Origin of the sequence: Pedobacter steynii (assembly GCF_900103665.1) — a bacterium.
Classification (GTDB): Bacteria; Bacteroidota; Bacteroidia; order Sphingobacteriales; family Sphingobacteriaceae; genus Pedobacter; species Pedobacter steynii.
In genome coordinates this window covers 200,606-222,538 of the sequence record NZ_FNGY01000010.1, presented here as the reverse complement: position 1 = coordinate 222,538, position 21,933 = coordinate 200,606, and the positions used below count along the sequence as shown (strand labels likewise).

General features: G+C 42.1%; 19 protein-coding genes. 4 read left to right on the top strand and 15 right to left on the bottom strand.

All coding sequences use genetic code 11. The features are described 5' to 3' along the window. Nucleotides 1-7 precede the first annotated feature (7 nt). Nucleotides 8-877 carry a transglutaminase-like domain-containing protein gene (locus BLQ87_RS25275; RefSeq protein WP_074611699.1) on the top strand — a complete coding sequence of 290 codons (870 nt, stop codon included), beginning with the start codon at nt 8-10 and terminating at the stop codon, nt 875-877. Here the strand turns inward: BLQ87_RS25275 and BLQ87_RS25270 are convergent. From BLQ87_RS25270 to BLQ87_RS25255, 4 genes are all read right to left on the bottom strand, one after another. Further along, a complete protein-coding gene (locus BLQ87_RS25270; RefSeq protein WP_074611698.1) occupies nt 874-1,791 on the bottom strand; it encodes an alpha/beta hydrolase in 918 nt (305 codons plus the stop codon). The genes BLQ87_RS25275 and BLQ87_RS25270 overlap by 4 nt on opposite strands. A gap of 2 nt (nt 1,792-1,793) precedes the next feature. Then, nucleotides 1,794-2,871 (bottom strand): peptide chain release factor 2 gene (prfB, locus tag BLQ87_RS25265; protein WP_143010542.1). Its coding sequence is split into 2 segments (ribosomal slippage): nt 1,794-2,810 and nt 2,812-2,871, totalling 1,077 coding nucleotides; the frame shifts between segments, so codons are not numbered across the junction. 73 nt (nt 2,872-2,944) lie between these two features. Beyond that, nucleotides 2,945-3,457, bottom strand: a complete 513-nt coding sequence (locus BLQ87_RS25260; RefSeq protein WP_074611697.1) for a hypothetical protein — start codon at nt 3,455-3,457, stop codon at nt 2,945-2,947. 81 nt (nt 3,458-3,538) lie between these two features. Beyond that, nucleotides 3,539-4,843, bottom strand: a complete 1,305-nt coding sequence (locus tag BLQ87_RS25255; RefSeq protein ID WP_074611696.1) for an amidohydrolase — start codon at nt 4,841-4,843, stop codon at nt 3,539-3,541. A gap of 120 nt (nt 4,844-4,963) precedes the next feature. On the opposite strand from BLQ87_RS25255, the gene pgi reads away from it, so the two are divergent. Together pgi and BLQ87_RS25245 are read left to right on the top strand one after the other, a co-directional pair. Next, nucleotides 4,964-6,610 carry a glucose-6-phosphate isomerase gene (pgi, locus tag BLQ87_RS25250; protein ID WP_074611778.1) on the top strand — a complete coding sequence of 549 codons (1,647 nt, stop codon included), beginning with the start codon at nt 4,964-4,966 and terminating at the stop codon, nt 6,608-6,610. 87 nt (nt 6,611-6,697) lie between these two features. After that, entirely contained in the window at nt 6,698-7,228 is a 531-nt protein-coding gene (locus tag BLQ87_RS25245) for a DUF4251 domain-containing protein (RefSeq protein ID WP_074611695.1), read from the top strand. A gap of 57 nt (nt 7,229-7,285) precedes the next feature. Here the strand turns inward: BLQ87_RS25245 and BLQ87_RS25240 are convergent, their stop codons facing one another. The 11 genes from BLQ87_RS25240 to BLQ87_RS25190 form a co-directional block, all read right to left on the bottom strand. After that, entirely contained in the window at nt 7,286-8,389 is a 1,104-nt protein-coding gene (locus BLQ87_RS25240) for a glutaminyl-peptide cyclotransferase (RefSeq protein ID WP_074611694.1), read from the bottom strand. Next, nucleotides 8,370-8,732, bottom strand: a complete 363-nt coding sequence (locus BLQ87_RS25235; protein ID WP_074611693.1) for a YraN family protein — start codon at nt 8,730-8,732, stop codon at nt 8,370-8,372. Before BLQ87_RS25235 ends, BLQ87_RS25240 begins: the two co-directional genes overlap by 20 nt. Next, nucleotides 8,733-10,730, bottom strand: a complete 1,998-nt coding sequence (gene dnaG / locus BLQ87_RS25230) for a DNA primase (protein WP_074611692.1) — start codon at nt 10,728-10,730, stop codon at nt 8,733-8,735. Nucleotides 10,731-10,803: 73 nt separating this feature from the next. Next, nucleotides 10,804-11,469, bottom strand: coding sequence for an SGNH/GDSL hydrolase family protein (locus BLQ87_RS25225; protein WP_074611691.1), 666 nt, complete (start codon nt 11,467-11,469; stop codon nt 10,804-10,806). A 5-nt stretch (nt 11,470-11,474) separates the two neighbouring features. Continuing rightward, nucleotides 11,475-13,019 (bottom strand): serine hydrolase, encoded by a 1,545-nt coding sequence (locus BLQ87_RS25220; protein ID WP_074611690.1) that lies wholly within the window; start codon nt 13,017-13,019, stop codon nt 11,475-11,477. Nucleotides 13,020-13,029: 10 nt separating this feature from the next. Continuing rightward, the gene (locus tag BLQ87_RS25215; RefSeq protein WP_074611777.1) at nt 13,030-13,974 is read right to left on the bottom strand and encodes a hypothetical protein; all 945 of its coding nucleotides are present in this window, start codon (nt 13,972-13,974) and stop codon (nt 13,030-13,032) included. A 10-nt stretch (nt 13,975-13,984) separates the two neighbouring features. Beyond that, entirely contained in the window at nt 13,985-15,172 is a 1,188-nt protein-coding gene (locus tag BLQ87_RS25210) for a M20 metallopeptidase family protein (RefSeq protein ID WP_074611689.1), read from the bottom strand. Further along, on the bottom strand, nt 15,162-15,608 hold the full coding sequence (locus BLQ87_RS25205) for an SPOR domain-containing protein (RefSeq protein WP_245723925.1): 447 nt from the start codon (nt 15,606-15,608) through the stop codon (nt 15,162-15,164). Before BLQ87_RS25205 ends, BLQ87_RS25210 begins: the two co-directional genes overlap by 11 nt. Nucleotides 15,609-15,678: 70 nt before the next feature. Further along, nucleotides 15,679-18,993, bottom strand: a complete 3,315-nt coding sequence (secA, locus tag BLQ87_RS25200) for a preprotein translocase subunit SecA (protein WP_074611687.1) — start codon at nt 18,991-18,993, stop codon at nt 15,679-15,681. A 187-nt stretch (nt 18,994-19,180) separates the two neighbouring features. Continuing rightward, nucleotides 19,181-19,834, bottom strand: coding sequence for a hypothetical protein (locus BLQ87_RS25195; RefSeq protein WP_074611686.1), 654 nt, complete (start codon nt 19,832-19,834; stop codon nt 19,181-19,183). Continuing rightward, on the bottom strand, nt 19,821-20,321 hold the full coding sequence (locus BLQ87_RS25190; protein ID WP_074611685.1) for an RNA polymerase sigma factor: 501 nt from the start codon (nt 20,319-20,321) through the stop codon (nt 19,821-19,823). The genes BLQ87_RS25195 and BLQ87_RS25190 overlap by 14 nt, the downstream gene beginning before the upstream one ends. A 313-nt stretch (nt 20,322-20,634) precedes the next feature. Between BLQ87_RS25190 and purD the strand changes: the two genes are divergently transcribed. After that, nucleotides 20,635-21,906, top strand: a complete 1,272-nt coding sequence (gene purD, locus BLQ87_RS25185; protein WP_074611684.1) for a phosphoribosylamine--glycine ligase — start codon at nt 20,635-20,637, stop codon at nt 21,904-21,906. The last annotated feature ends 27 nt before the right edge of the window (nt 21,907-21,933 follow it).

Sequence of the window (21,933 nt, the reverse complement as noted above, 5' to 3'; positions counted from 1 at the left end):
ATGTTTAATGGAAAATAGTAAAGAAATAAGCGCATTGGTCAAATTGCTTGATGATCCAGATCCGGAAATCTATGAGCATATTGAAAAACGCCTGCTGGAGTATGGTTCAGAAGTGGTCCATTTTTTGGAAAACGCCTGGGAACAGTCATTGGATTCCCTGCTTCAGGAAAGAATCGAAAACATTGTCCACAAAATTCAATTTTCAAGTGTTAAGGAAGACCTTAACCTCTGGTATCAGAGCGGGGCATTCGACCTGCTTCAGGGAGCCTTAGTCGTCAACAGATATCAATACCCCGATCTTGATGAGCAAAAAATCATCCTGCAGATTGAAGAAATCAAAAGAGAAATATGGATGGGCCTCCAATATGAAATGAGCTCTATTGAAAAGATCAAACTCATCAATCATATATTTTATAACGTATACGGTTTTAGCGGAAATACCAAAAACCACCATGACCCGCAAAACTCCTATATCAATCAGGTCCTGGAAAGTAAAAAAGGGAACCAGATTTCCCTGGCCATCATTTATTCCACCATTGCCCAGAAACTGGACATTCCCGTATATGGGGTCAATCTCCCGCAGCATTTCATTTTAGGCTATATTGATGAAAGTAAAAGAGAAGAACATGAATTTGGCGTACTCTTTTATATCAACGCTTTTAATAAAGGAGCCATCTTCGGTAAACACGATGTGGATCAGTTTCTGAGACAATTAAATCTGGATCCCCTCCCCGGCTTTTATGCGCCATGCAGCAATGTGGAGATCATCAGAAGAATCATCAGAAACCTGATCTCTGCTTATGAGAACCTGGGTTCAAAAGAAAAAGTAGAAGAACTGAAGGAATTACAGGACATCCTGACCAATACCGATCTTTAAATAACCTTATTGGCTTTCATCCAGTTGACAAGACGATCGAACCACTGATCAGCAGTGGTTTTATTATTTAGACCAAAACCATGTCCGCCGCCCTGATAAAGGTGCATCTCAGATTTAACCCCCGCCTTTACCAGTGCCCGGTTAAAAACAACACTGTTCTCTACAGGAACGGTTTGGTCGTCGTTGGCATGCACTAAAAAAGTAACCGGTGTCCGGTCGTTCACATATTTCTCATTAGAGAAGTAATCTTTCTGATCCTCTGTTAAATTTGGCCCAGCCAGGTTCTTTGCCGAACCGGTATGCGGTGATTCCCTGAAAGAGATGACCGGATAGATCAGAACAGAAAAGTCCGGACGAAGATCCAGTTTTTCTTTATTCTCTATTTTAACATCCCCGTAATGAACCGTCAGGCTTGCCGCAAGATGCCCACCGGCAGAAAATCCCATCACCCCGATTTTCTCCGGATTAATATTCCATTTCAACGCATTTCTTCTCAGCTCATAAACCGCCTGCTGTGCATCCTGTAAAGGACCAAATGATTTATCGAGCATAATGGCATTATCCGGCAGGCGGTATTTAAGGACAAAGGCGGCCACACCAATTTCATTAAATTTCTTTGCCACATCATAACCTTCATGGCCAATGGCCAGAATGCCGTAGCCTCCCCCCGGACAAATGATCACTGCCGCACCTGTTGCCTTTTCCTTTACAGGCAAAAAGACACTTAAAGTAGGCTGAGAAACCTTACTGACCCTCAGGATTCCGTCTTTTCCATTTTCAATGATCTCTTTAAAATCAACAGGTGTTGGTTTTGATCCCGGAATTGCTCCGGGATATAAAAGTACATTTTCCTGTGCCCGAAGGCCAGCTACTGAAATAAGACTCGTCATGAATAGTGCAATAAGGTATTTCATCTTTAGAATTCCATTAAATATGCTTTCAAAAATTCGTTGAGTTCTCCATCCAATACACCCTGTGCATTAGAGGTTTCATAATTGGTCCGTAAATCTTTCACCAGCTTATATGGATGTAACACATAGTTCCTGATTTGTGATCCCCATTCGATCTTCTTCTTGGAACCTTCAATTACCGCTGTTGCTTCCATACGCTTACGCATTTCCGCCTCATACAATTGCGACTTCAACAAGCGCATTGCATTTTCCTTATTCTGTAGCTGGGAACGCGACTCCTGATTTTTGATCACAATGCCTGATGGCTTGTGGTACAACCTTACAGCAGTCTCCACTTTATTCACATTTTGTCCACCAGCACCACCGGAGCGGAAGGTCTCGAACTCAATTTCTGAAGCATTTACCTCAATCTCTATGGTATCATCCACTAAAGGATAAACGTAAACAGAAGCAAACGAAGTATGTCGTCTTGCATTGGAATCAAATGGAGAAATCCGGACCAACCGGTGTACGCCATTCTCCCCTTTCAGGTAACCATAAGAGAAATCGCCTGCAAACTGAAGGGTTACGGATTTAATTCCCGTTACCTCCCCTTCCTGAGAATCCTGTTCGGTCACTTTATAGCCGTTCTTTTCTCCCCACATGATGTACATCCGCATGAGCATTGCTGCCCAGTCGCAACTCTCCGTACCACCCGCACCTGCAGTAATTTGCATCACAGCCTGTAACTGATCCTCTTTACTGCTCAGCATGTTCTTTAACTCCAGCTCTTCGACCATGAGCAAACACTTATTGTATTGCTCCTGCATCTCTTCAGCTGTGGCATCACCTGCCTGTAAAAAATCAAAAAGGACTTCAGTGTCTTCCAGTTCATTACTAACCGCCTGCCATGCATCGGTCCAGACCTTTTTTGAATTGATTCCTGCAAGATGTTTCTCCGCTTTTTTGGGATCGTCCCAGAAATCAGTTTGCAGGGTAAGCTCCTGCTCTATATATATTTCATCTAAACGTGTTTCGACGTCAAAGATGCCTCCTCAGCGACGCTACTCTGTCCCTTAAATCCTGTATTTGTTCTTTTGTCATAATCACAAATATATAAAATACAAAAGGCTATTTAAACAATGTTTAAATAGCCTTTCAAAAATACCTGAAAGTATTAATTAAAAAGTCCTTTTAGCTTGTCTACAATTCCTCCCTCGCCTTCTTTTGCTTCTCCCGGGGCTCCTTCTTTATTTCCGCCGAACAGATCTGTTAAATCTGACAATTGAAACTTACCATCATCACCGGAGATTTTAGTCAGCACATCCTGAATGTTAAAAGAGCTGTCGTTAGGATCATTTGTCTTATTAATGAATTTACTTACAATTCCGGGAATAACAGATGCCGCAATTGCTTTGGCTGAGTCCAGATTAATCCCCATTCCCGCAAGTTTGTCTACAAATCCCGACGAAGCGTCCTGTACCACAGCACTTCCTTCTACGTTTCCACCTTTAAAAGCATCCACAAGACCTCCAATATTACCGGATGACAATTGTTGCTTTAGTGAATCAAAGATAGAACCTGAAGCAGCCTGAATAGCAGCCTCGTTCTGCTCATTAGGGATTGCACTATTATTTACAATCGCTTCCTGAGTACTTTCTTTTACCAATTCATTTAAATTTTCTAACATGGTTGTTGTTTTCTAGGTGACGTACTATTTCTTTAATTAAATATAATCAAATAAAATGATGCCAAAATCAAAAACGTGTTGTTATTTCTTTAAGTTCATGTAATCAAGTGCCAGATTACTAAGGGCATTCACACCCAGCGTAAAACCACTTTCATCGATAAAGAAATCAGGGGTATGGTGTGAAGGCGCTTTCAGCGGATCTCCTCCCTTTGGCATTCCTCCCAGAAAAATAAACAGGCCTGGTACCTTCTCCTGATAAAAGGAGAAATCTTCTGCACCCGTAACCGGAGGCTTCAACCTGACATGGTCTGCACCTGCACTAGCTTTCAGGCTGGGCAGCATTTTCTCTGTTAAAGGAATATCATTGAAAGTCACCGGATAATGATTGCTGTAAGGAATCTGAACCTCTGCCGTTCCACCACCTGCTTCTGCTGTTTTCATGGCAATCGTCTTTACCCTTTCAATAAACATCGCTTCATCTTCCTTCGTGAAGTTCCGGATCGTTCCCAGCATTTCTACCTTTTCCGGAATGATGTTAGACCGGACTCCGCCATTGATAGCGCCAATCGTAACTACCCCCGGGTTTTCCGTCACATTCAGGTTCCTGCTCACAATGGTCTGCAGGTTATTCACAATTTGTGCAGAAATCACAACCGGATCCACACTGCTCCATGGATAAGCACCATGCGCCTGTCTGCCTGTAACCGTAATTTTCAAATCATTTACGGCTGCCATCACACCACCCGGACGGTAGGTAATGTCGCCAACAGGAGTCTGTGAATTGATGTGTAAACCAAAGATCACTTCCACTTTAGGGTTTTCCAATACCCCTTCTTTTACCATCAGCTCTGCACCTCCTTCTTCTCCGTGCGGAGCACCTTCTTCAGCGGGTTGAAATATAAATTTTACCGTTCCAGGAATGTCTTTTCTGACCGAAGCCAATACCTCTGCTACCCCCATTAAAATGGCCACATGGGTATCATGCCCACAGGCATGCATCACCCCTACTTCCTGTCCGTTATACGTTGTTCTTACTTTAGAGGCAAAAGGCAGGCTCCCACGCTCCGTTACCGGAAGCCCATCCATATCCGCACGCAGGGCAACAACCGGCCCGGGTTTACCTCCTTTTAAGATCCCTACCACACCCGTCTTGGCTACGCCTGTCTGCACCTCAATGCCCAGAGATTCCAGATGTTTCGCTACAATGCCTGCTGTTCTGACTTCCCCATTTCCCAATTCAGGGTGTTCATGAAGGTCCCGGCGCCAATCGATCACCTTTTTTTCAATGCTTAGCGCTTTTTTTGAAACCTCTATTCTCAAATTCCCTTTTTGAGCGAGAACGTTTGACGAAATCATGACCAACAACACAAAGTAAAATCTTCTCATAAATATCATTTTTACGTTAAATATAAGATTATCAATGCAGAATCATTTCCATTGATAAATATTAATAATGACATTTCAGCAAATAAAATAAACCCCTACATTTACAAAAACACGAATATGATGCTACCAACGATAAACTTTACAGAAACTGAGGCCTACAAGTACCTTACCGATCATTTTATTGACATCAATGAGAAAAGTCTGAAAGATCTTTTTGCCGAAGATGAAACCCGTTTTGAGAAATTCTCCCTGCTATTTGAAGACATCCTTGTGGACTATTCAAAAAACAGGATTAACGACACCACAATGGCTTTATTGATTCAGCTGGCGAGGGAATGTAAATTGGATGAAGCGATTAAAGCCATGTTTAATGGGGATAAAATCAATCAGACCGAAGGCAGACAGGTATTACATACCGCTTTACGTAACCAGGGCAACAACCCGGTTCTCGTAGAGGGTAAAAATGTCATGGACGAAGTAAACCGTGTCCTGGCAAAAATGGAGAAATTCAGCACAGAGATCATTTCCGGATCATGGAAAGGCTATACCGGAAAAGCCATCACTGATGTAGTCAACATTGGTATCGGTGGTTCTGATTTAGGCCCCGTAATGGTGACCGAAGCTTTAAAAGCCTATAAAAATCATTTGAACATGCATTTCGTCTCTAATATCGACGGAACACATATTGCAGAAACTTTAAAAAACGTAGATCCGGAAACCACTTTATTCCTGATCGCTTCCAAAACATTTACCACCCAGGAGACCATGACCAATGCCAACAGCGCAAAGGATTGGTTCCTGAACAGTGGCGCAAAACAGGCAGATGTAGCCAAACATTTTGCCGCGCTTTCCACCAATGCAAAAGATGTTGCTGCTTTTGGCATCGACACCGAGAACATGTTCGAATTCTGGGACTGGGTAGGCGGAAGATACTCTTTATGGAGTGCCATCGGACTTCCTATTGCCCTGAGCATTGGTTACGACAACTTCAAACAATTACTTACAGGAGCACATGCTGCTGATGAGCACTTTGAAAATGCAGAATTTGAAATCAACGTTCCTGTAATCCTTGCCTTAATCGGCATCTGGTATATTAATTTCTTTGATGCAGAAACTCAGGCCATCTTGCCTTACGACCAATACATGCACCGCTTTGCTGCCTATTTCCAACAGGGAGATATGGAGAGTAACGGAAAACATGTTGACCGTAATGGAAATGACGTGACGTATGAAACAGGCCCGATCATCTGGGGAGAGCCGGGAACCAACGGACAACATGCTTTTTACCAGCTGATTCACCAGGGAACGCGCTTAATCCCATGCGATTTTATCGCTCCGGCACAAAGCTTAAATCCTTTAGGAAATCACCATCCTATCCTTTTGTCTAACTTCTTTGCGCAAACAGAAGCGCTGATGAATGGAAAAACCAAAGAACAGGTAACCGAAGAACTTAAAAAAGAAGGCAAAACTGCGGAAGAAATTGAAAAACTGGCCCCATTCAAAGTATTTGAAGGAAACAGACCAACGAACTCTATTCTTTTGAAAAAAGTAACTCCTTTCAGCCTGGGTAGCCTGATTGCCATCTACGAACATAAAATCTTTGTTCAGGGCATTATCTGGAACATCTTTAGTTTTGACCAGTGGGGTGTAGAACTGGGCAAGCAACTCGCCAAAAGTATCCTTCCGGAACTGGATGATGATAAAGAGGTATTGACACATGACGGATCTACGAACGGTCTGATCAATCAGTATAAGAGCTGGAGATAAAATCTCCATATCAATCCTTATTAAAATAGCGCTTGGAATTAAACCTTTTAAGCGCTATTTTGTTCTAATACAATTAAATACACAAATATGAAACCATTTAAAAAATTATTCACACTGCTAATTGTTTTCAGTACGGTGCAGGCAATGGCCCAGACAGACAAAGAAACCACTGCAAGACTGGTGGCAGATCAACATCTGGTATTCAATGCTACCTCAGCAATGCCTATGGCAAACGCGGACGTAAGTGCGGTATTGAATAAAATGCAAAATGGAAGCGGAGGAGGCATGATTCAGCTTTCCGGCTCTCAATACCAGCTGAAGATTAGTAAAGACAGTGTAGAGGCTTATTTGCCTTATTACGGGCGTGCTTATACCGCCTCTCTGAACCCGGACGATGCCGGCATCAAATTCAAGTCTAAAAAATTCAGCTATAAGACCACAAAAAAGAAAAAAGGAGGCTGGGTCATCAACATTGCACCTAAGGATGCCAAAGAAGTGCAAAACATGACTTTAAGTATATCTGAAAACGGCTATGCAGTACTTAATGTAAACAGTACCAACAGACAGGCCATCTCTTTCAATGGTGTCATTGCAGAACCCAAAGAAGACAAAAAATAACAAATAAAAAATCGTCATACTTTGCCAAACAAAGTATGACGATTCTAAACAAAAATCCTACTGCTTAGGACTGATTTTTACTTCAAACAGATGCGGCCATTTCTTGCCGGTCACGAATAATCTTTTTCCAGCTTTATCCCAGGCAATCCCATTCAGGACATTATTTGCCTGATCCACTTCATCCTTATAAAAACCTGCAGGTAAAAGCCCTGTAAAATCAATCTCCTGTTCTATCACACCAGATTTAGGATCAATCACCACAATCACGTTTTTGGTATATACGTTTGCGTAAATCTTTCCATCAATATATTCCAGCTCGTTTAACTTGTCTACAGGACCAATGTTGTTGTAAACCTCTATGGAACTTTCTTCTTTATAGTTGTCTTTATTCAGGAACCAGATCTTATTCGTTCCATCAGATTTGATCAGTTGTTTTCCGTCAAAGCACAAGCCCCATCCTTCCATACTTGACTGATAAGGAAAAGTAGAAAGTTGTTTAAATGAGGTGGCATCGAATACCAGCCCCAACCGGTTTTGCCAGGTCAGCATCACCACTTTGTTGTCAACCAGACTGGAACCTTCCCCAAAATACTGGTCGTCAATTTTAGTTTGCTGTAACACCTTTCCGGATTTAACATCTACCCATCTTACCGTAGAATGTTGCTCCTGTCCTGTGCTTTCCAGAAATTTTCCTCCATGATATTCCAGTCCCTGTGTATAGGCAGAGGTATCATGCGGAAAAGTATTCACGATCTTATACGTGTATTGAACTGGTTTTACCGAAGACTTTAACTCAATATTGATCGTCAGCGTATCTTTCTTCCCATCCGCTTCTATCACTGCCGTAATCAGCTTATAGCCCAAGCTAAGACCTGCGGTAGGTACCGCAACAGCTTCGCCATTATTTTTTGATCCCACAGGCTTCCCGTCCAGTGTATAAGCAGCCGAGGTAATGCTTTTCCCTGCAGGCACATCCAGTGCGATTTTAACTTCATCGCCAAGGCCAAATGATTGCCCCTGTTCCGGGAATTTAAATCCCACACTTGAGCCCGAAGAGCCGGTGTCTTTACAGGAAATGATCAGTGAAATGCCTGATAGTACCACTACCGCCAGGACTAACTTAGATAGGTTAATGATTTTTTTAACTTGGCCAGAATGCATCTTCAATATGATTAATTTTATAAAGGTCTTTATTTTCGAAAACAATTGCAATAATATCAAAACGAACCTCTCCCTGATGGTTCTTCATTTCTATGTAAGCCGCAGAAGCAAACTCGAGTTGCTTTTCTTTTTTCCGGTCTACAAAATCTTCCGGATGTCCGTAATCTATAGAAGTTCGCGTTTTTACTTCTACAAAGATCAGCTTTCCGCCCTGTTCAGCTATAACGTCAACTTCCGCCCTGGCGTATTTCCAGTTTACATTTAAAATGCGGTATCCTGCATCTTCCAGATATTCCCTGGCGATCCCTTCGCCACGCTTTCCGAGCTCGTTGTGTAATGCCATTTATTTTAAGATCACCGTCCCCAGAAACTTGGAGATCTCTTTTTCCACTCCCTTGATAAAGATAAATCTTTGCATCAGAATTTCCTGATTTACAGGGTCTGTTTCTGTTTTAAGTTCTTTAGCTATGTCCATTAACATCCTTGCCACCTTTCCTTTTTTCAAGTGATACAATCCGCCAAGAATCGTCGCTTTCAGGTTGATACTTTCGTCGCGAACATAGATGTTGTGTTTATTATACCAGTTCTCACTCAGGGAATAAGGTGAGGTAGAAAGGGTAATCGCAAGCTCTGCAATCTTCCGGTCTTCATTGTTAATAAACTGGCTTGCCACAGGCAAATGTCCATTCTCTATCTCATCCCGGTAAGTATCGATGACCTTTTTACAGAGCTCATCCTGAAAGCTTACATCTGCCAGGTTTTGCATGATAAAAGAACCGATATACATGTTATCGATCTTGTCCCAGCTCACCAGCTCATGTCCGTAAGCCAGTAAAAGCCTCACGATTTCCTGCTCCTGCAGCAGGTCATTTTCTTCTGCGACAGGCGCTTCAATAAATTCCGAAGCAGCATCCGGATTTTCAAACAGGTTATCAGGAGGTCCGTCAGGATAAGGCTGATATTGGTTTTGCCCCTGATGCTGTTGCTGAAAAGAAGAGGAGCCCTGCCCTTGTGAGCCAGCACCCGATTTCTTGAATTTAGCAACCCTGATCTTATTGAGTTCAGAGAGTAAAATCCTTTCTTCTACCTGTAATAACCCACTGCATTCCCGGATAAAAATCGACGCTTTAATGTCGTCCGGAATTTTAGCAATACTCTCTACGATATCCCTGATGATCCCTGCCCTTTTGATCGGATCAGTACCTGCTTCTTTCAGCAGGATACTGGCTTTATAAAGGATAAAATCTTTCCGGTTGTTCTCTATATATTTTTTGAACTCGCCTGAGCCCACATGGTGCATGTAGGAATCCGGATCATGTCCATCCGGAAACAACACCACCTTCACATTCAATCCTTCCTCCAGGATCATGTCCAGCCCGCGTAGCGAAGCCTTGATCCCCGCAGCATCCCCATCGTAAAGAATGGTCACATTCTGAGAGAAACGACCGATCAGACGGATCTGCTCTGTCGTTAATGAAGTACCCGAAGAGGCCACCACATTTTCAATCCCCGCCTGATGTACCGCGAGCACATCCGCATATCCTTCTACCAGATAACAGTTATCCGTGTCTCTGATTGCCTTTTTAGCGTGATATAAACCATAAAGCACATTCGACTTATGGTAGATGTCACTTTCAGGGGAGTTAACGTATTTGGGGACGTTTTTATCCGTTTTCAGGGTCCTTCCGCCAAAACCAATCACCCTTCCGGTAAAGTTATGGATCGGGAACATTACCCGCCCTCTGAACCTGTCGTACAGTTTGCCTTTATCATTTCTGATCGACAAGCCCGTTTTCTCCAGGTATTCTTCTTTATGTCCTGCCGCAACCGCACTTTGAATCAAGGCATCCCAGACATCAGGCGAATAACCCAGCTGGAATTTCTTAACGATATCTTCCCTGAATCCGCGTTCTTTAAAATAGCTTAAACCGATTGCCCGGCCCTGCTCTCCTACCCACATTTCATTGGCAAAATAATTTGCCGCATATTCTGAAACGATATAAAGACTTTCTCTTGCGTTCTGCGCCTCGATATTCTGGGGCGACTGCACCGTTTCCTCAACCTCGATATTGTATTTCTGAGCGAGGAACTTTAAAGCTTCCGGATAGGAATACTTTTCATGGTCCATAATAAAATGGACCGAATCACCACCTTTACCACAACCGAAACACTTATAAATCCCTTTGGCCACAGAAACGTGGAAAGAGGGGGTTTTCTCATTGTGAAAAGGGCAATTCCCAATCAAGCTGGTACCACGTTTTTTTAAAGACACAAAATCACCGACAACCTCCTCAATACGGACGGTTTCCATGATTTTGGTTATGGTATCGTGGTTAATCATTATCTATAGTTTTATTTTCTCTTTCTCTAATCGCCCTGATTAAGATCGTCCTGATCTATGCCAGATTACATTTTTATTTTACCAGTGGCAGTAATGCTTCTGCCAGGGTCTGGTTTCCCTTATCGTTCAAATGTACACCATCTGTCGTTAATATCCCTTTAGCCAGGCCTTCCGGATTGTGTTGCTCCCCATAAGTTTTAAACAACGTTCTAAGGTCACATAGCGGTAGTTTATTTTTAACAGCAAGCTCCCTTATCGCTCCCGAATATTTATCCAGGTCAGCATCCATTTCATTTGCCCCGCTTTTTTTCTCTCCGATTACTGCCGGTGTACATAAAACCACCTTTGCACCGTTGGCCTGAATTTTATTGATCAATGCCTGATAAAAAAGAATAAACTTATCGTAATCCGTTCCGGTATGCATCGATTGTTTGTGCCATACATCATTCACACCGATATAAATCACCACCAGGTCTGGCTTTTTAACCAGCACATCCTGTTCCATTCTCAAATAAAGGTCATAAACCTTATTCCCGCCAATTCCTGCGCCGATCACCTCATATTTTGAAGGGTCCAGTGCTTTACTGATCAGGTCTACATATCCACCGGGAGCAACCCCCATCTGGGTAATAGAATCACCAAAAAAAATAATCTTTTTAGGTTTGATATTCATTGAAGTAAATAAAATAAGCAGCGCAAAGGGCGCCAGCAAAAGGCTTAATTTTTTAACAGCTTTCATCGGTTTTATTTTTTAACAGACCTTATAAAATCAAGGTCTTGGAAATCGTAACTAAAATCTGTTGCAGGAGAAACGGCCTGCATTTTTATGCCCGAAGCTTTTCCATCTTTATCAAGAGAGAAAACTACAAAAGCATCTGCATGCATACTCCTGTCCGTCCATTTTGCCACAAAGGTATTCCCCTTATAAAAGGCCATTTGTCCGCCAAGTTTCGGAGAGTTTACAGACTGGAAGAAAAGCTTATTTCCCTGATTTTTAATCGTTACCTCACCAAACCATGGATCGGTAAAAGAACCTTCATAAACGCTCAGATCTACCTTCTGCGTATTCTTCTTCATTTCCGTTGCAATAGCTGCCCAGGTCTGATCCGTGATCTTTTTATCCTCCGCCTCATTCGCTACCACATTCGCTTTATAAGCTGCAATCCGGTCTTTTCCTTTGATTCCAAAATAACCATCTTTTATCGTATTCGTGATCGCTGTAAATGCGGCACCACTCTCCTGATTGGTCAGTACAATAATCCCAAGCTTCAATTCCGGGATTAAAGTCACCTGTGTGACAATCCCACTTAAACCTCCGGTATGTGAAACCTGAAGTTTCCCATTCACTGAATTCAAAAACCAGCCCAATCCATAGCTGCTAAAAGAAGATCCTGCAATAATCGTCTGCGGGCTCCACATTTCTTCATGAACTTCCGTACTGAATAGCTTTGTATTTAAATCCTGACCATATTTACCCCCATTCATCTGCATGATCGCCCATTTGCTCATCTCCGTCACGTTCGACCAGATTCCACCCGCAGCATTCGAAATCTCCGGAAAACCTTTGCTGATCACCGTCAACTTCCCGTCAATGGAAGTATGCGCATCAATAGAATTGTTTTTATCTTTCAATCTTGGATAATCAGCAGCGCTTTGACTCATCCCGATCGGGCGCATAATTTTAGTCTCTATAAAGTCTTCCCAGCTCATTCCCGATACCTTCGCCAGTACTTCTCCCGCAACAATATACAACAGGTTATCGTAATCAAATTTCGTTCTGAATCCGGAAACAGGTTTCAGGTAACGCATGTTGTGGATCAGTTCCGCTTTAGTCACACGGTTTGAATCCGGAAAAATCATCAGGTCTCCGGCACCCAGGCCCAATCCACTGCGATGAGTTAATAAATCCCTTACTGTGAACTCCTGTGTTACATAAGGATTATATAGCTTAAATCCCGGAATGATGTCCACCACTTTATCATCCCATTTCAGCTTTCCCTCATCCACCAATATGCCCAATCCTGCGGCGGTAAAAGCCTTGCTATTGGAAGCGATTCCAAAAAAAGTGTTTTCATTTACAGCCTCCTTTGTACGTAAAGAGCGCACACCATACCCTTTGGAATGGATTACCTTTCCATCTTTGACGATGGCTACGGCAATACCGGGAACATTAAAGGTTTTGAGTGTCTTTTCCACCAGGCTATCCACCTGTTTATCATTGAGGACTTGTGCCTTCACAGGAACTATCCCTACAATTAATATCGGAATCAGGAATCTGAGTTTATTCATGAAAATAAAGTTAACGTTTTTCGCCTTGATAGTCTTTATGAACGATTAAAAAGCTCGCCCTTTCCTCCTTTTTAAAAGGGTAATCCCAATTCCCCTGATAAGAGATTTTACTTGGTAATTTCTCCCCCTCAAAATAGCTCATTTCAATGTTCATCTGTACATCAAAATCAAACAGCATATTGCTGTATTTCATGTCCACATAGCGGCCCAGAATCTCAAAATTCCGCTTATCAAAAATGGTCGTCAGCTCCTTGATCATCAGGCCGTCCTTAGTCCCGTTACTGAGGTCAGGCTTCACCTTCACTTTAAACCAGTACACCGGAATAGAATCCAGATAAGTGCCGCTATAATAGCTGTAATCATAATACTGACGCATATTTGCCGTAAAAATCTGGGTTTTACTTCCTATAAAAGGCAAGCCTTTGATCGGTCTTCCAGGAGCAAAGATCAATGTCTTTAGCTTACTCTTATAACTCTCGTTACTTTCTCCGCCTTTGCCTGTAGTCATTGGCCCTTCGGCAACAAATTCCGAGTTGTAAGCATTCATAAAAATATAATCGAACATCTCTATGGTATACAACTGGTATTTGCCATTTTTCTTATACACCTTTCCCGTATCCTGTTTAACCAGGTATTCCATTTTAACAGGCCCGGAAGGGTGGTGTTTGATTTTCCGGTAAATCTTACCGTCTACCTTATTTTTCTTGTTATATGTGAAGATTCTGTTTTCAGCAATGAAACCATACTTTTTCATATTCCGGAAAGCCTGATAAAAGCTGTTATCCGTAATGATCGCATTGATGAAGGTCTCCACACCGAATTTCTGGGCAGTGATGTTCACTGCAGAATCCAGCTGGATCGTCTTGATCGTATCCGGATTAAAGCGGGCAATTTCCTGACCTGAGTTTTTTAAATAACAAAGGGCAAAAACAACCAGTAATCCTATTTTCTTTATTTGAAGCACCCTAATTTCCCAATTGTTTTAATGCGATATAAGCCATTAAGCCCGTCGACAGCTTTAAAGCATCTTCATCAACGTCAAAATTTGGCGTATGTACCGAATAACTCGTTCCTTTTTCTTTATTTCCTGTTCCCAACCTGTAGAAACAAGCATCTGTTACCTGAGAATAGTAAGCAAAATCTTCCGCCGCCATCCAGATGTCCAGGTCCAGTACATTTTCTTTACCTAGGTAATCTTCCGCATACAAACGGGCATTATCGCTTAGTTTTTCTTCATTAATCAGATAAGGATAACCATCCATGATATTGAAATCACAACTACCGCCCATGCTCTCTGCAATACCTTCCGCCATTTTCTTCATCAGCTTTTTCGCTTCCTTACGCCAATCCTCATTCAGTGTCCTGAAAGTACCTTCCATTTTCACTTCGTTAGGAATGATGTTTGTCGCACCGTTGGCCTGTACCTTTCCAAAAGAAAGTACCGAAGGCAAACGCGGATCTGCATTTCTGCTGACGATCTGTTGTAAAGCAACCACAATATGTGCCGCAATCAATACCGGATCAATATTCTGATGAGGCTGGGCACCATGGCCACCTTTACCATGTACCGTCACATATAATTCATCTGTAGAAGCCATATAAATGCCCGAGCGGAAGCCAACCTTCCCTGCATCGATCAATGGCATCACATGTTGTCCGATGATCGCCTGAGGCTTAGGATTCTCTAATACCCCCTCTTTAATCATGATACTTGCACCACCTGGCAATACTTCTTCTCCCGGCTGGAAAATCAGCTTGATCTTTCCTGCAAAATCCGCTTTCATGCTGTTCAGGATATAAGCAGTCCCCAATAAAGAAGAACTGTGTACATCATGTCCACAGGCATGCATCACCCCCACATTTTTAGACACATAGGGTTTCTCATTTGCTTCAATGATCGGAAGGGCATCCATATCCGCACGAAGTGCAACGATTTTATCAGAAGGAATACCTCCTTCAATCAGGCCTACCACACCGGTATTTGCCATTTCGGTATAAGGGATTCCCCATTCTTCCAAATGCTTTTTGATAAAAGCAGAAGTTTCAAATTCCTTAAAAGAAAGTTCAGGATTGGCATGAATGTGCTGACGGTAACCTCTTACCTGATCAAATATATCGGCCGAAAGGCTTTGGATCTTATCTTTAATTGTCATTGCTGTAATCTAAGTTAGGGGCATTGATTTTTTCCCTGAAAATAAATAAAGTCGGGAACATTGGTTTCAGTTCATTTAACAGGCGCTGGGCTTCCAGTCTGGTTCTAAAATCACCTACACGCAAATAATAATTGGGTTCTTTATAAGTAATATAAGTATTCAGTGAGGAGTAGCTGGATTTGAAGCGCGCCTGTTCATTAAACACTTTGCGTCTGTCGGAACCATAGAATACCTGCACCCGAAATCCCATTTGGGAAACGATGGCGGTGGATGGCTTTCCCGTCGCAACTACGGCGGTAGATTTCGTATTTAAAGCAATACGTTTGGCAATCAGGCTGTCGATCATCGGATCTTTAACAATATTCACATGACCTTTGTCCTGAGCAAACAGGGCAATAGAAAAACAACAAAATATACCGGTAATTAATATTTTCATGAAATGGCTTAAAAAAAAGAATGCCGAATTTTTTGTTACAAAAATCGGCATTCTATATGTGTATTACAAATTACAATCCCGCACCATGGCAGTTTTTGAATTTCTTACCACTTCCACAAGGGCATGGTTCGTTTCTTCCTGTTGTAACTTCTTTACGTATCGGTTGTTGTGGAGTAATCTCGCGGGTATCCTCCATTGGCATCCCATCGATACTTCCTTCTGAACCTACAAATTCCGGTTTTGACATTTTTAATCTACTGGGTGCCGGCCGGTGAGCCTGCGCCTCCCGCACATCATTTGGATCAGTTTGAACAGGAATTCCTCCTTTGTACAGGAAGCTTACTACTTCTTTATTCACCGCATTCAGCATGTTTTTAAACAAGTTGAAGGCTTCCATTTTATAAATGATCAATGGATCTTTCTGCTCATAAACTGCATTCTGAACCGATTGTTTCAATTCATCCATTTCACGTAAATGCTCTTTCCATGATTCATCGATCAAGGCAAGTACAATTGTTTTCTCAAAAGATTTAGTCACCTCACGGCCACCGTTATCAATTGCAGTTTTCAATCCTACCGGAACCTGGATGCTACGGATACCATCTGTAAAAGGAACGATGATCTGTTCGATATGCTCACCACGTTCTTCATATACCTGGTTCAATACCGGCATTGCCTGCGCAATGATCGCTTCTGATTTTCTTGCATAAAATGCAGTCACTTCCTCAAACAATTTATCCGTCAGGTGATGAATATTTCTGGAGCTGAATTCAGCCTCATCAATTGAAGTATCAGCAGAGAAGTTTTTGATCACTTCCAGTTTGAAACCTTCATAGTTTCCTTCTTCTTTATATTCCGTAACGATATCTTCCGCCACATCAAACGTCATGTTGTTCATGTCTACATCTAAACGCTCGCCAAACAAGGCATTTTTACGTTTAGCATAGATTACTGTACGTTGTGAGTTCATCACATCATCATACTCCAATAAACGCTTCCGGATACCGAAGTTATTTTCTTCTACTTTCTTCTGTGCACGCTCAATAGATTTGGTGATCATCGAATGCTGAATCACTTCACCATCTTCAATTCCCATTTTCACCATGATGTTGGAGATTCTTTCAGAACCGAACAACCTCATTAAGTTATCCTCAAGAGACACAAAGAACTGAGATGAACCCGGATCACCCTGACGACCTGCACGACCACGCAACTGTCTGTCTACGCGACGGGACTCATGACGCTCTGTACCTACAATCGCCAAACCTCCGGCTTCTTTAACACCTGCACCCAGTTTAATATCCGTACCACGACCCGCCATGTTGGTCGCGATCGTTACCTGTCCTGCCTGACCAGCTTCAGCAACAATGTCTGCCTCTTTCTGGTGCATTTTCGCGTTTAACACATTGTGCTTAATTCCGCGAAGTTTCAGCATACGGCTGAGTAACTCTGAAATCTCTACTGAGGTTGTACCCACCAATACCGGGCGGCCTGCCTCCGTTAATTTCACGATTTCTTCTGCTACTGCATTGTATTTTTCACGAACTGTACGGTATACGTAATCCTGATGATCTTTTCTCGAAATCACTCTGTTTGTAGGGATTTCCACTACATCCAGTTTATAGATCGACCAGAACTCACCAGCTTCCGTAGTCGCTGTACCCGTCATACCACAAAGTTTGTGATACATACGGAAGAAGTTTTGCAGGGTAACCGTTGCATAAGTCTGTGAAGCATCTTCTACTTTCACATTTTCCTTTGCTTCGATCGCCTGGTGTAAACCATCAGAATAACGACGGCCATCCATGATACGACCCGTCTGCTCATCTACGATTTTAATCTTTCCTTCATCGATGATGTATTCCACATCAATCTCAAACAAAGTATACGCTTTCAACAACTGATTTACCGAGTGGATTCTTTCTGCTTTGATGGAATAGTCACGCATCAACGCATCTTTCTGAGCAATTTTCTCTTCGCTGCTCAAAGTAGATTTCTCAATATCAGCAATCTCTGTACCTACATCAGGCAATACGAAGAAATGCGCATCTTCACCGGATTTGGTGATCAGCTCAATTCCTTTTTCAGTAAGTTCTACCTGGTTATTTTTCTCGTCGATATAGAAGAACAATTCCGAATCTACTTTCGGCATGTTCTTCGACTGATCCGCCATATAGTGGTTTTCAGTTTTCAATAAGGTTTGTTTTACACTACCCTCGCTTAAAAACTTGATCAGCGCTTTATTTTTAGGCAAACCACGGTGTGCACGTAAAAGTGCCAAACCACCTTCACCCTCTTCGGTTCCGGCTTTACCATCATTAATCATTTTCTTAGCTTCATTTAAAGCTTTGGTCACATATTCTCTTTGCGCAGCAACCAGTCTTTCGATCCTTGGTTTCAGTTCATGAAACTCATGCTGATCACCAAAAGGAACCGGACCGGAAATGATCAAAGGTGTACGGGCATCATCAATTAAAACTGAATCGACCTCATCCACCATTGCGAAATGCAATTTGCGTTGTACCAATTGATCCGGCGTTTGCGACATATTGTCACGCAGGTAATCAAAACCGAATTCATTGTTGGTACCATAAGTGATATCAGCAAGGTAAGCATCCCTGCGCTCCTGAGAGTTTGGCTCATGCTTATCGATACAATCTACCTTAATTCCGTGGAATTCAAATAAAGGACCATTCCACTCCGAGTCACGTCGTGCCAGGTAATCATTCACAGTTACAATGTGAACCCCTTTTCCAGCTAAAGCATTCAGGTAGGCTGGTAATGTACTTACCAAAGTCTTACCCTCACCCGTTGCCATCTCCGCAATTTTACCACTGTGTAAAACCATACCACCGATCAACTGTACATCGTAATGTACCATGTTCCACTTCACCTCAGTACCGGCAGCATCCCATGTATTTGCCCAGAAGGCTTTATCACCCTGAATTTTAACATTGCTTCTGCGTGCCGCATAATCTCTGTCATGCTGACTTGCAGTCACCTCCAGGCTTTCATTTTCAGAGAAACGTCTTGAAGTTTCTTTTACCACCGCAAATGCCTGTGGAAGAATGTCCAGTAATACGACCTCTAATTCCTTATCACGATCCTTGATCAACTCATCGATCTGATCATATAGTGCAGTTTTTGCAGCCAATGACAAATCCTGACCTTCTGCCTCAGTTTTTAAACCGCTGATCTTACCGTCAATCTCTGTTAAAGCCTGTGCAATAACATCTTTAAAGTAAACTGTTTTATTACGCAACTCATCATTGCTCAGTACAGAAAGCTTCGAATATTCTTCGTTTATTTTGATAACTATAGGCTGTAATGCCTTAATATCTCTTTCCGATTTGCTTCCAAATACCTTGGTTAAAAATCCTAACATCTTTTATGTTTGTGTTTATTATTTATTACTTATTGAAAAATGACTAAATTACAACAACCAAGCCATATCAAACAATAAGTCAGAATGGCAGTTGTCGGGTGCTAAAATTACAAAATATCCTGTACTTTGCTTTAGTATGCCAACTTTATTTAACAATCTTTATCATTTTATCAAAAGTATTTAGGGCTTAGCTGTTCTTTAATTCAGCGGCCATGGTTTTCAGCTCCTCCAATTCTTTAATGATCACCTTAAAACTCCACCAGGAACGTTCTCCAACTCCCTTTCTCTTTGCAATGACATTAGAAACAACATTGAAAACCACTAAGAAGATCAATAAGCCAAAGGTATCGATCAAGCCAAACCATAAGCCCGATTTAGCGATCTTTCTGGATAGAAATGTCAGCGGGACCAATACTGAAGCAGAAAACATAATCGTACAAACAAACCAAAATAGTAATTTCTGCGTTTTACGGTACTCCTTAATGACATTTTCCAGATAGGTTAATAACGATTGCCCCGGGATCTCCAGTTTTTTCATGGTATGACGCGCCACCAACAGGACAACAAGAATCAAAATCAGCGCCCCCAATATGGCATTAGTTGGGATTTGTTCAAAGTCATGGGTATAATCGAAAGGATCGCCTATGTTGATCAGCGCAAAGGCCAGGATATAGAAGCAACAGAAATAGATGCCATACAAATAACTTTTCTTTATCGTGGCAACAGTAGAAATGGATCTTTTTCTGATCATGCCAGCGATCACCTGATCTTCAATTTCCTTTGTAGATTTGAGCTGATCATCATATGCTGTCCAGGCTCCCTTTAATTCATCTAAGTTCATAACGATCTGATTTAATAATTTTTTCCAGCTTGATTTTTATCCTGTTGATTTTCACGCCCACATTTGTTCTCGTGATTCCGATGATCTCACTGATCTCTTCATAACTTTTCTCTTCGAGATAAAGCAGGATAATTGCCTTTTCGATTTGTGTCAAAGTGCTTATCGCCTGTTTTAACAGCCCCATCTGTTCGTGTTGATCTTCAAACGAATCCATGTCAGGGATTTCAAATTCCGCATCAGAGATGCTTCTCCGTTCCGGGGCCTTGCTTTCTTTTCTAAAAATGGTAATCGCTGTATTTAAGGCCACCCGGTACATCCAGGTGCTGCGTTGCGACTCATTTCTAAAAGAAGGAAAGGCCTTCCAAAGCTGCAGTACGATTTCCTGAAAGAGGTCTTTCTTATACTCCTTTTCCAGGCAGTACAGATTACAGACTTTGTAGATAATCCCCCGATGTTCGTTTATCATTTCGATAAATACTTTTTCCATCTTCTTTTATTTGCGGGGTAAGTCGTAAAGGTTGGACTAAAAATTACAAGTTCCTAAAATTAAACTTCAGATGAAGTAATACCGATCGTGATTTTGTATCTATAGAGCTATCCCACGACAGTCCCATGTCAACACAATGTTGGCATCTGTTTCCGAAAACAGGCCGCTTTTTTGCACCAACAAGGTCGTTCCTATAGCTTTATCTCTTAAATTCAAACTTAAACTGTGATAATTTAGCTAAAGCGGTATATTTGCCAATACGAACCGGATATGGTTCTCCATCAAAACAATTCAAACAACAAACCATACATAGATGAATATCTTACTATTAGGTTCTGGCGGCAGGGAAAGTGCTTTAGCCTGGAAAATGAGCCAATCTTCTGAATGTTCCCAATTATTTATTGCTCCGGGTAACGGTGGAACGGGTGCTTATGGTAAAAACATCAACCTAAACCCAAATGATTTTGAAGCGGTAAAAGCTTTTGCCTTAAAAGAAGCCATCGATCTGTTGGTAGTTGGGCCCGAAGAACCATTGGTAAACGGCATCCACGACTTTTTTGTCAATGATGAAGCCTTAGCTCATATTCCTGTAATCGGGCCTAAAAAAGAAGGCGCGATACTGGAAGGAAGTAAAGATTTTTCCAAGCAGTTTATGGCCCGTCATGGCATCCCCACTCCGGCATCAAGGTCTTTCACCAATGAGAGCCTGGAAGAAGGCTTAAAATACCTGGAAACACATGCGTTGCCTATCGTGCTAAAAGCAGATGGACTCGCAGCTGGTAAAGGCGTATTGATCCTGGATAATATTGCTGAAGCACAGGCAGAACTAAAACTGATGCTGGGTGGTAAATTCGGTAATGCGGGAAGTACAGTCGTAGTAGAAGCATTTTTAAATGGCATAGAACTTTCTGTATTTGTACTGACTGATGGGGAAAACTATGTGATCCTTCCGGAAGCAAAAGATTACAAAAAGATCGGACAGGCAGACACGGGTCTGAACACGGGCGGAATGGGTTCTGTATCTCCGGTTCCTTTTGCGGACGAGGCGTTCATGACTAAAGTAGAACAGCAGATCATTATCCCGACCATTAATGGCTTAAAGAAAGATAAAATTGACTATACCGGATTCATCTTCTTTGGCTTGTTCAAAGTTGGCGATGAACCCTTGATCATTGAATATAACTGCCGCATGGGCGACCCTGAGACAGAAAGCGTGATCCCACGTATAGAAAATGACCTGGTTGAACTTTTTGTAGCAACCACACAGAAAAAACTAAAAGATTATAAGTTAAAGATCAGTCCTAAAAATGCAGCAACGGTAATGATCGTTGCAGGTGGCTATCCCGGAGATTACGAAAAAGGGAAATCCATCACGGGGATTGATAATGTGCGTAACTCCCTGGTATTCCAAGCAGGCACGAATCTAGAAGGTGGTGTGGTAAAAACCAATGGCGGAAGAGTATTGGCAGTAACCAGTCTTCAGGACAACCAGTTTGATGCTTTACAATCCGCAACAGGAGACGCTGCACGCATTTATTTTGACGGGAAATATTTCAGGGAAGATATCGGGTTTGACCTGATGTAAACCTGGATCGTTATCCTAAAAAAGCTC

What these genes read in the sequence shown, in the direction of transcription:
- BLQ87_RS25275 (WP_074611699.1), top strand. Translation starts at nt 8, where the DNA reads ATGGAAAATAGTAAAGAAATAAGCGCATTGGTCAAATTGCTTGATGAT.
- BLQ87_RS25270 (WP_074611698.1), bottom strand. Translation starts at nt 1,791, where the DNA reads ATGAAATACCTTATTGCACTATTCATGACGAGTCTTATTTCAGTAGCT.
- BLQ87_RS25260 (WP_074611697.1), bottom strand. Translation starts at nt 3,457, where the DNA reads ATGTTAGAAAATTTAAATGAATTGGTAAAAGAAAGTACTCAGGAAGCG.
- BLQ87_RS25255 (WP_074611696.1), bottom strand. Translation starts at nt 4,843, where the DNA reads ATGAGAAGATTTTACTTTGTGTTGTTGGTCATGATTTCGTCAAACGTT.
- pgi (WP_074611778.1), top strand. Translation starts at nt 4,964, where the DNA reads ATGCTACCAACGATAAACTTTACAGAAACTGAGGCCTACAAGTACCTT.
- BLQ87_RS25245 (WP_074611695.1), top strand. Translation starts at nt 6,698, where the DNA reads ATGAAACCATTTAAAAAATTATTCACACTGCTAATTGTTTTCAGTACG.
- BLQ87_RS25240 (WP_074611694.1), bottom strand. Translation starts at nt 8,389, where the DNA reads ATGCATTCTGGCCAAGTTAAAAAAATCATTAACCTATCTAAGTTAGTC.
- BLQ87_RS25235 (WP_074611693.1), bottom strand. Translation starts at nt 8,732, where the DNA reads ATGGCATTACACAACGAGCTCGGAAAGCGTGGCGAAGGGATCGCCAGG.
- dnaG (WP_074611692.1), bottom strand. Translation starts at nt 10,730, where the DNA reads ATGATTAACCACGATACCATAACCAAAATCATGGAAACCGTCCGTATT.
- BLQ87_RS25225 (WP_074611691.1), bottom strand. Translation starts at nt 11,469, where the DNA reads ATGAAAGCTGTTAAAAAATTAAGCCTTTTGCTGGCGCCCTTTGCGCTG.
- BLQ87_RS25220 (WP_074611690.1), bottom strand. Translation starts at nt 13,019, where the DNA reads ATGAATAAACTCAGATTCCTGATTCCGATATTAATTGTAGGGATAGTT.
- BLQ87_RS25210 (WP_074611689.1), bottom strand. Translation starts at nt 15,172, where the DNA reads ATGACAATTAAAGATAAGATCCAAAGCCTTTCGGCCGATATATTTGAT.
- BLQ87_RS25205 (WP_245723925.1), bottom strand. Translation starts at nt 15,608, where the DNA reads ATGAAAATATTAATTACCGGTATATTTTGTTGTTTTTCTATTGCCCTG.
- secA (WP_074611687.1), bottom strand. Translation starts at nt 18,993, where the DNA reads ATGTTAGGATTTTTAACCAAGGTATTTGGAAGCAAATCGGAAAGAGAT.
- BLQ87_RS25195 (WP_074611686.1), bottom strand. Translation starts at nt 19,834, where the DNA reads ATGAACTTAGATGAATTAAAGGGAGCCTGGACAGCATATGATGATCAG.
- BLQ87_RS25190 (WP_074611685.1), bottom strand. Translation starts at nt 20,321, where the DNA reads ATGGAAAAAGTATTTATCGAAATGATAAACGAACATCGGGGGATTATC.
- purD (WP_074611684.1), top strand. Translation starts at nt 20,635, where the DNA reads ATGAATATCTTACTATTAGGTTCTGGCGGCAGGGAAAGTGCTTTAGCC.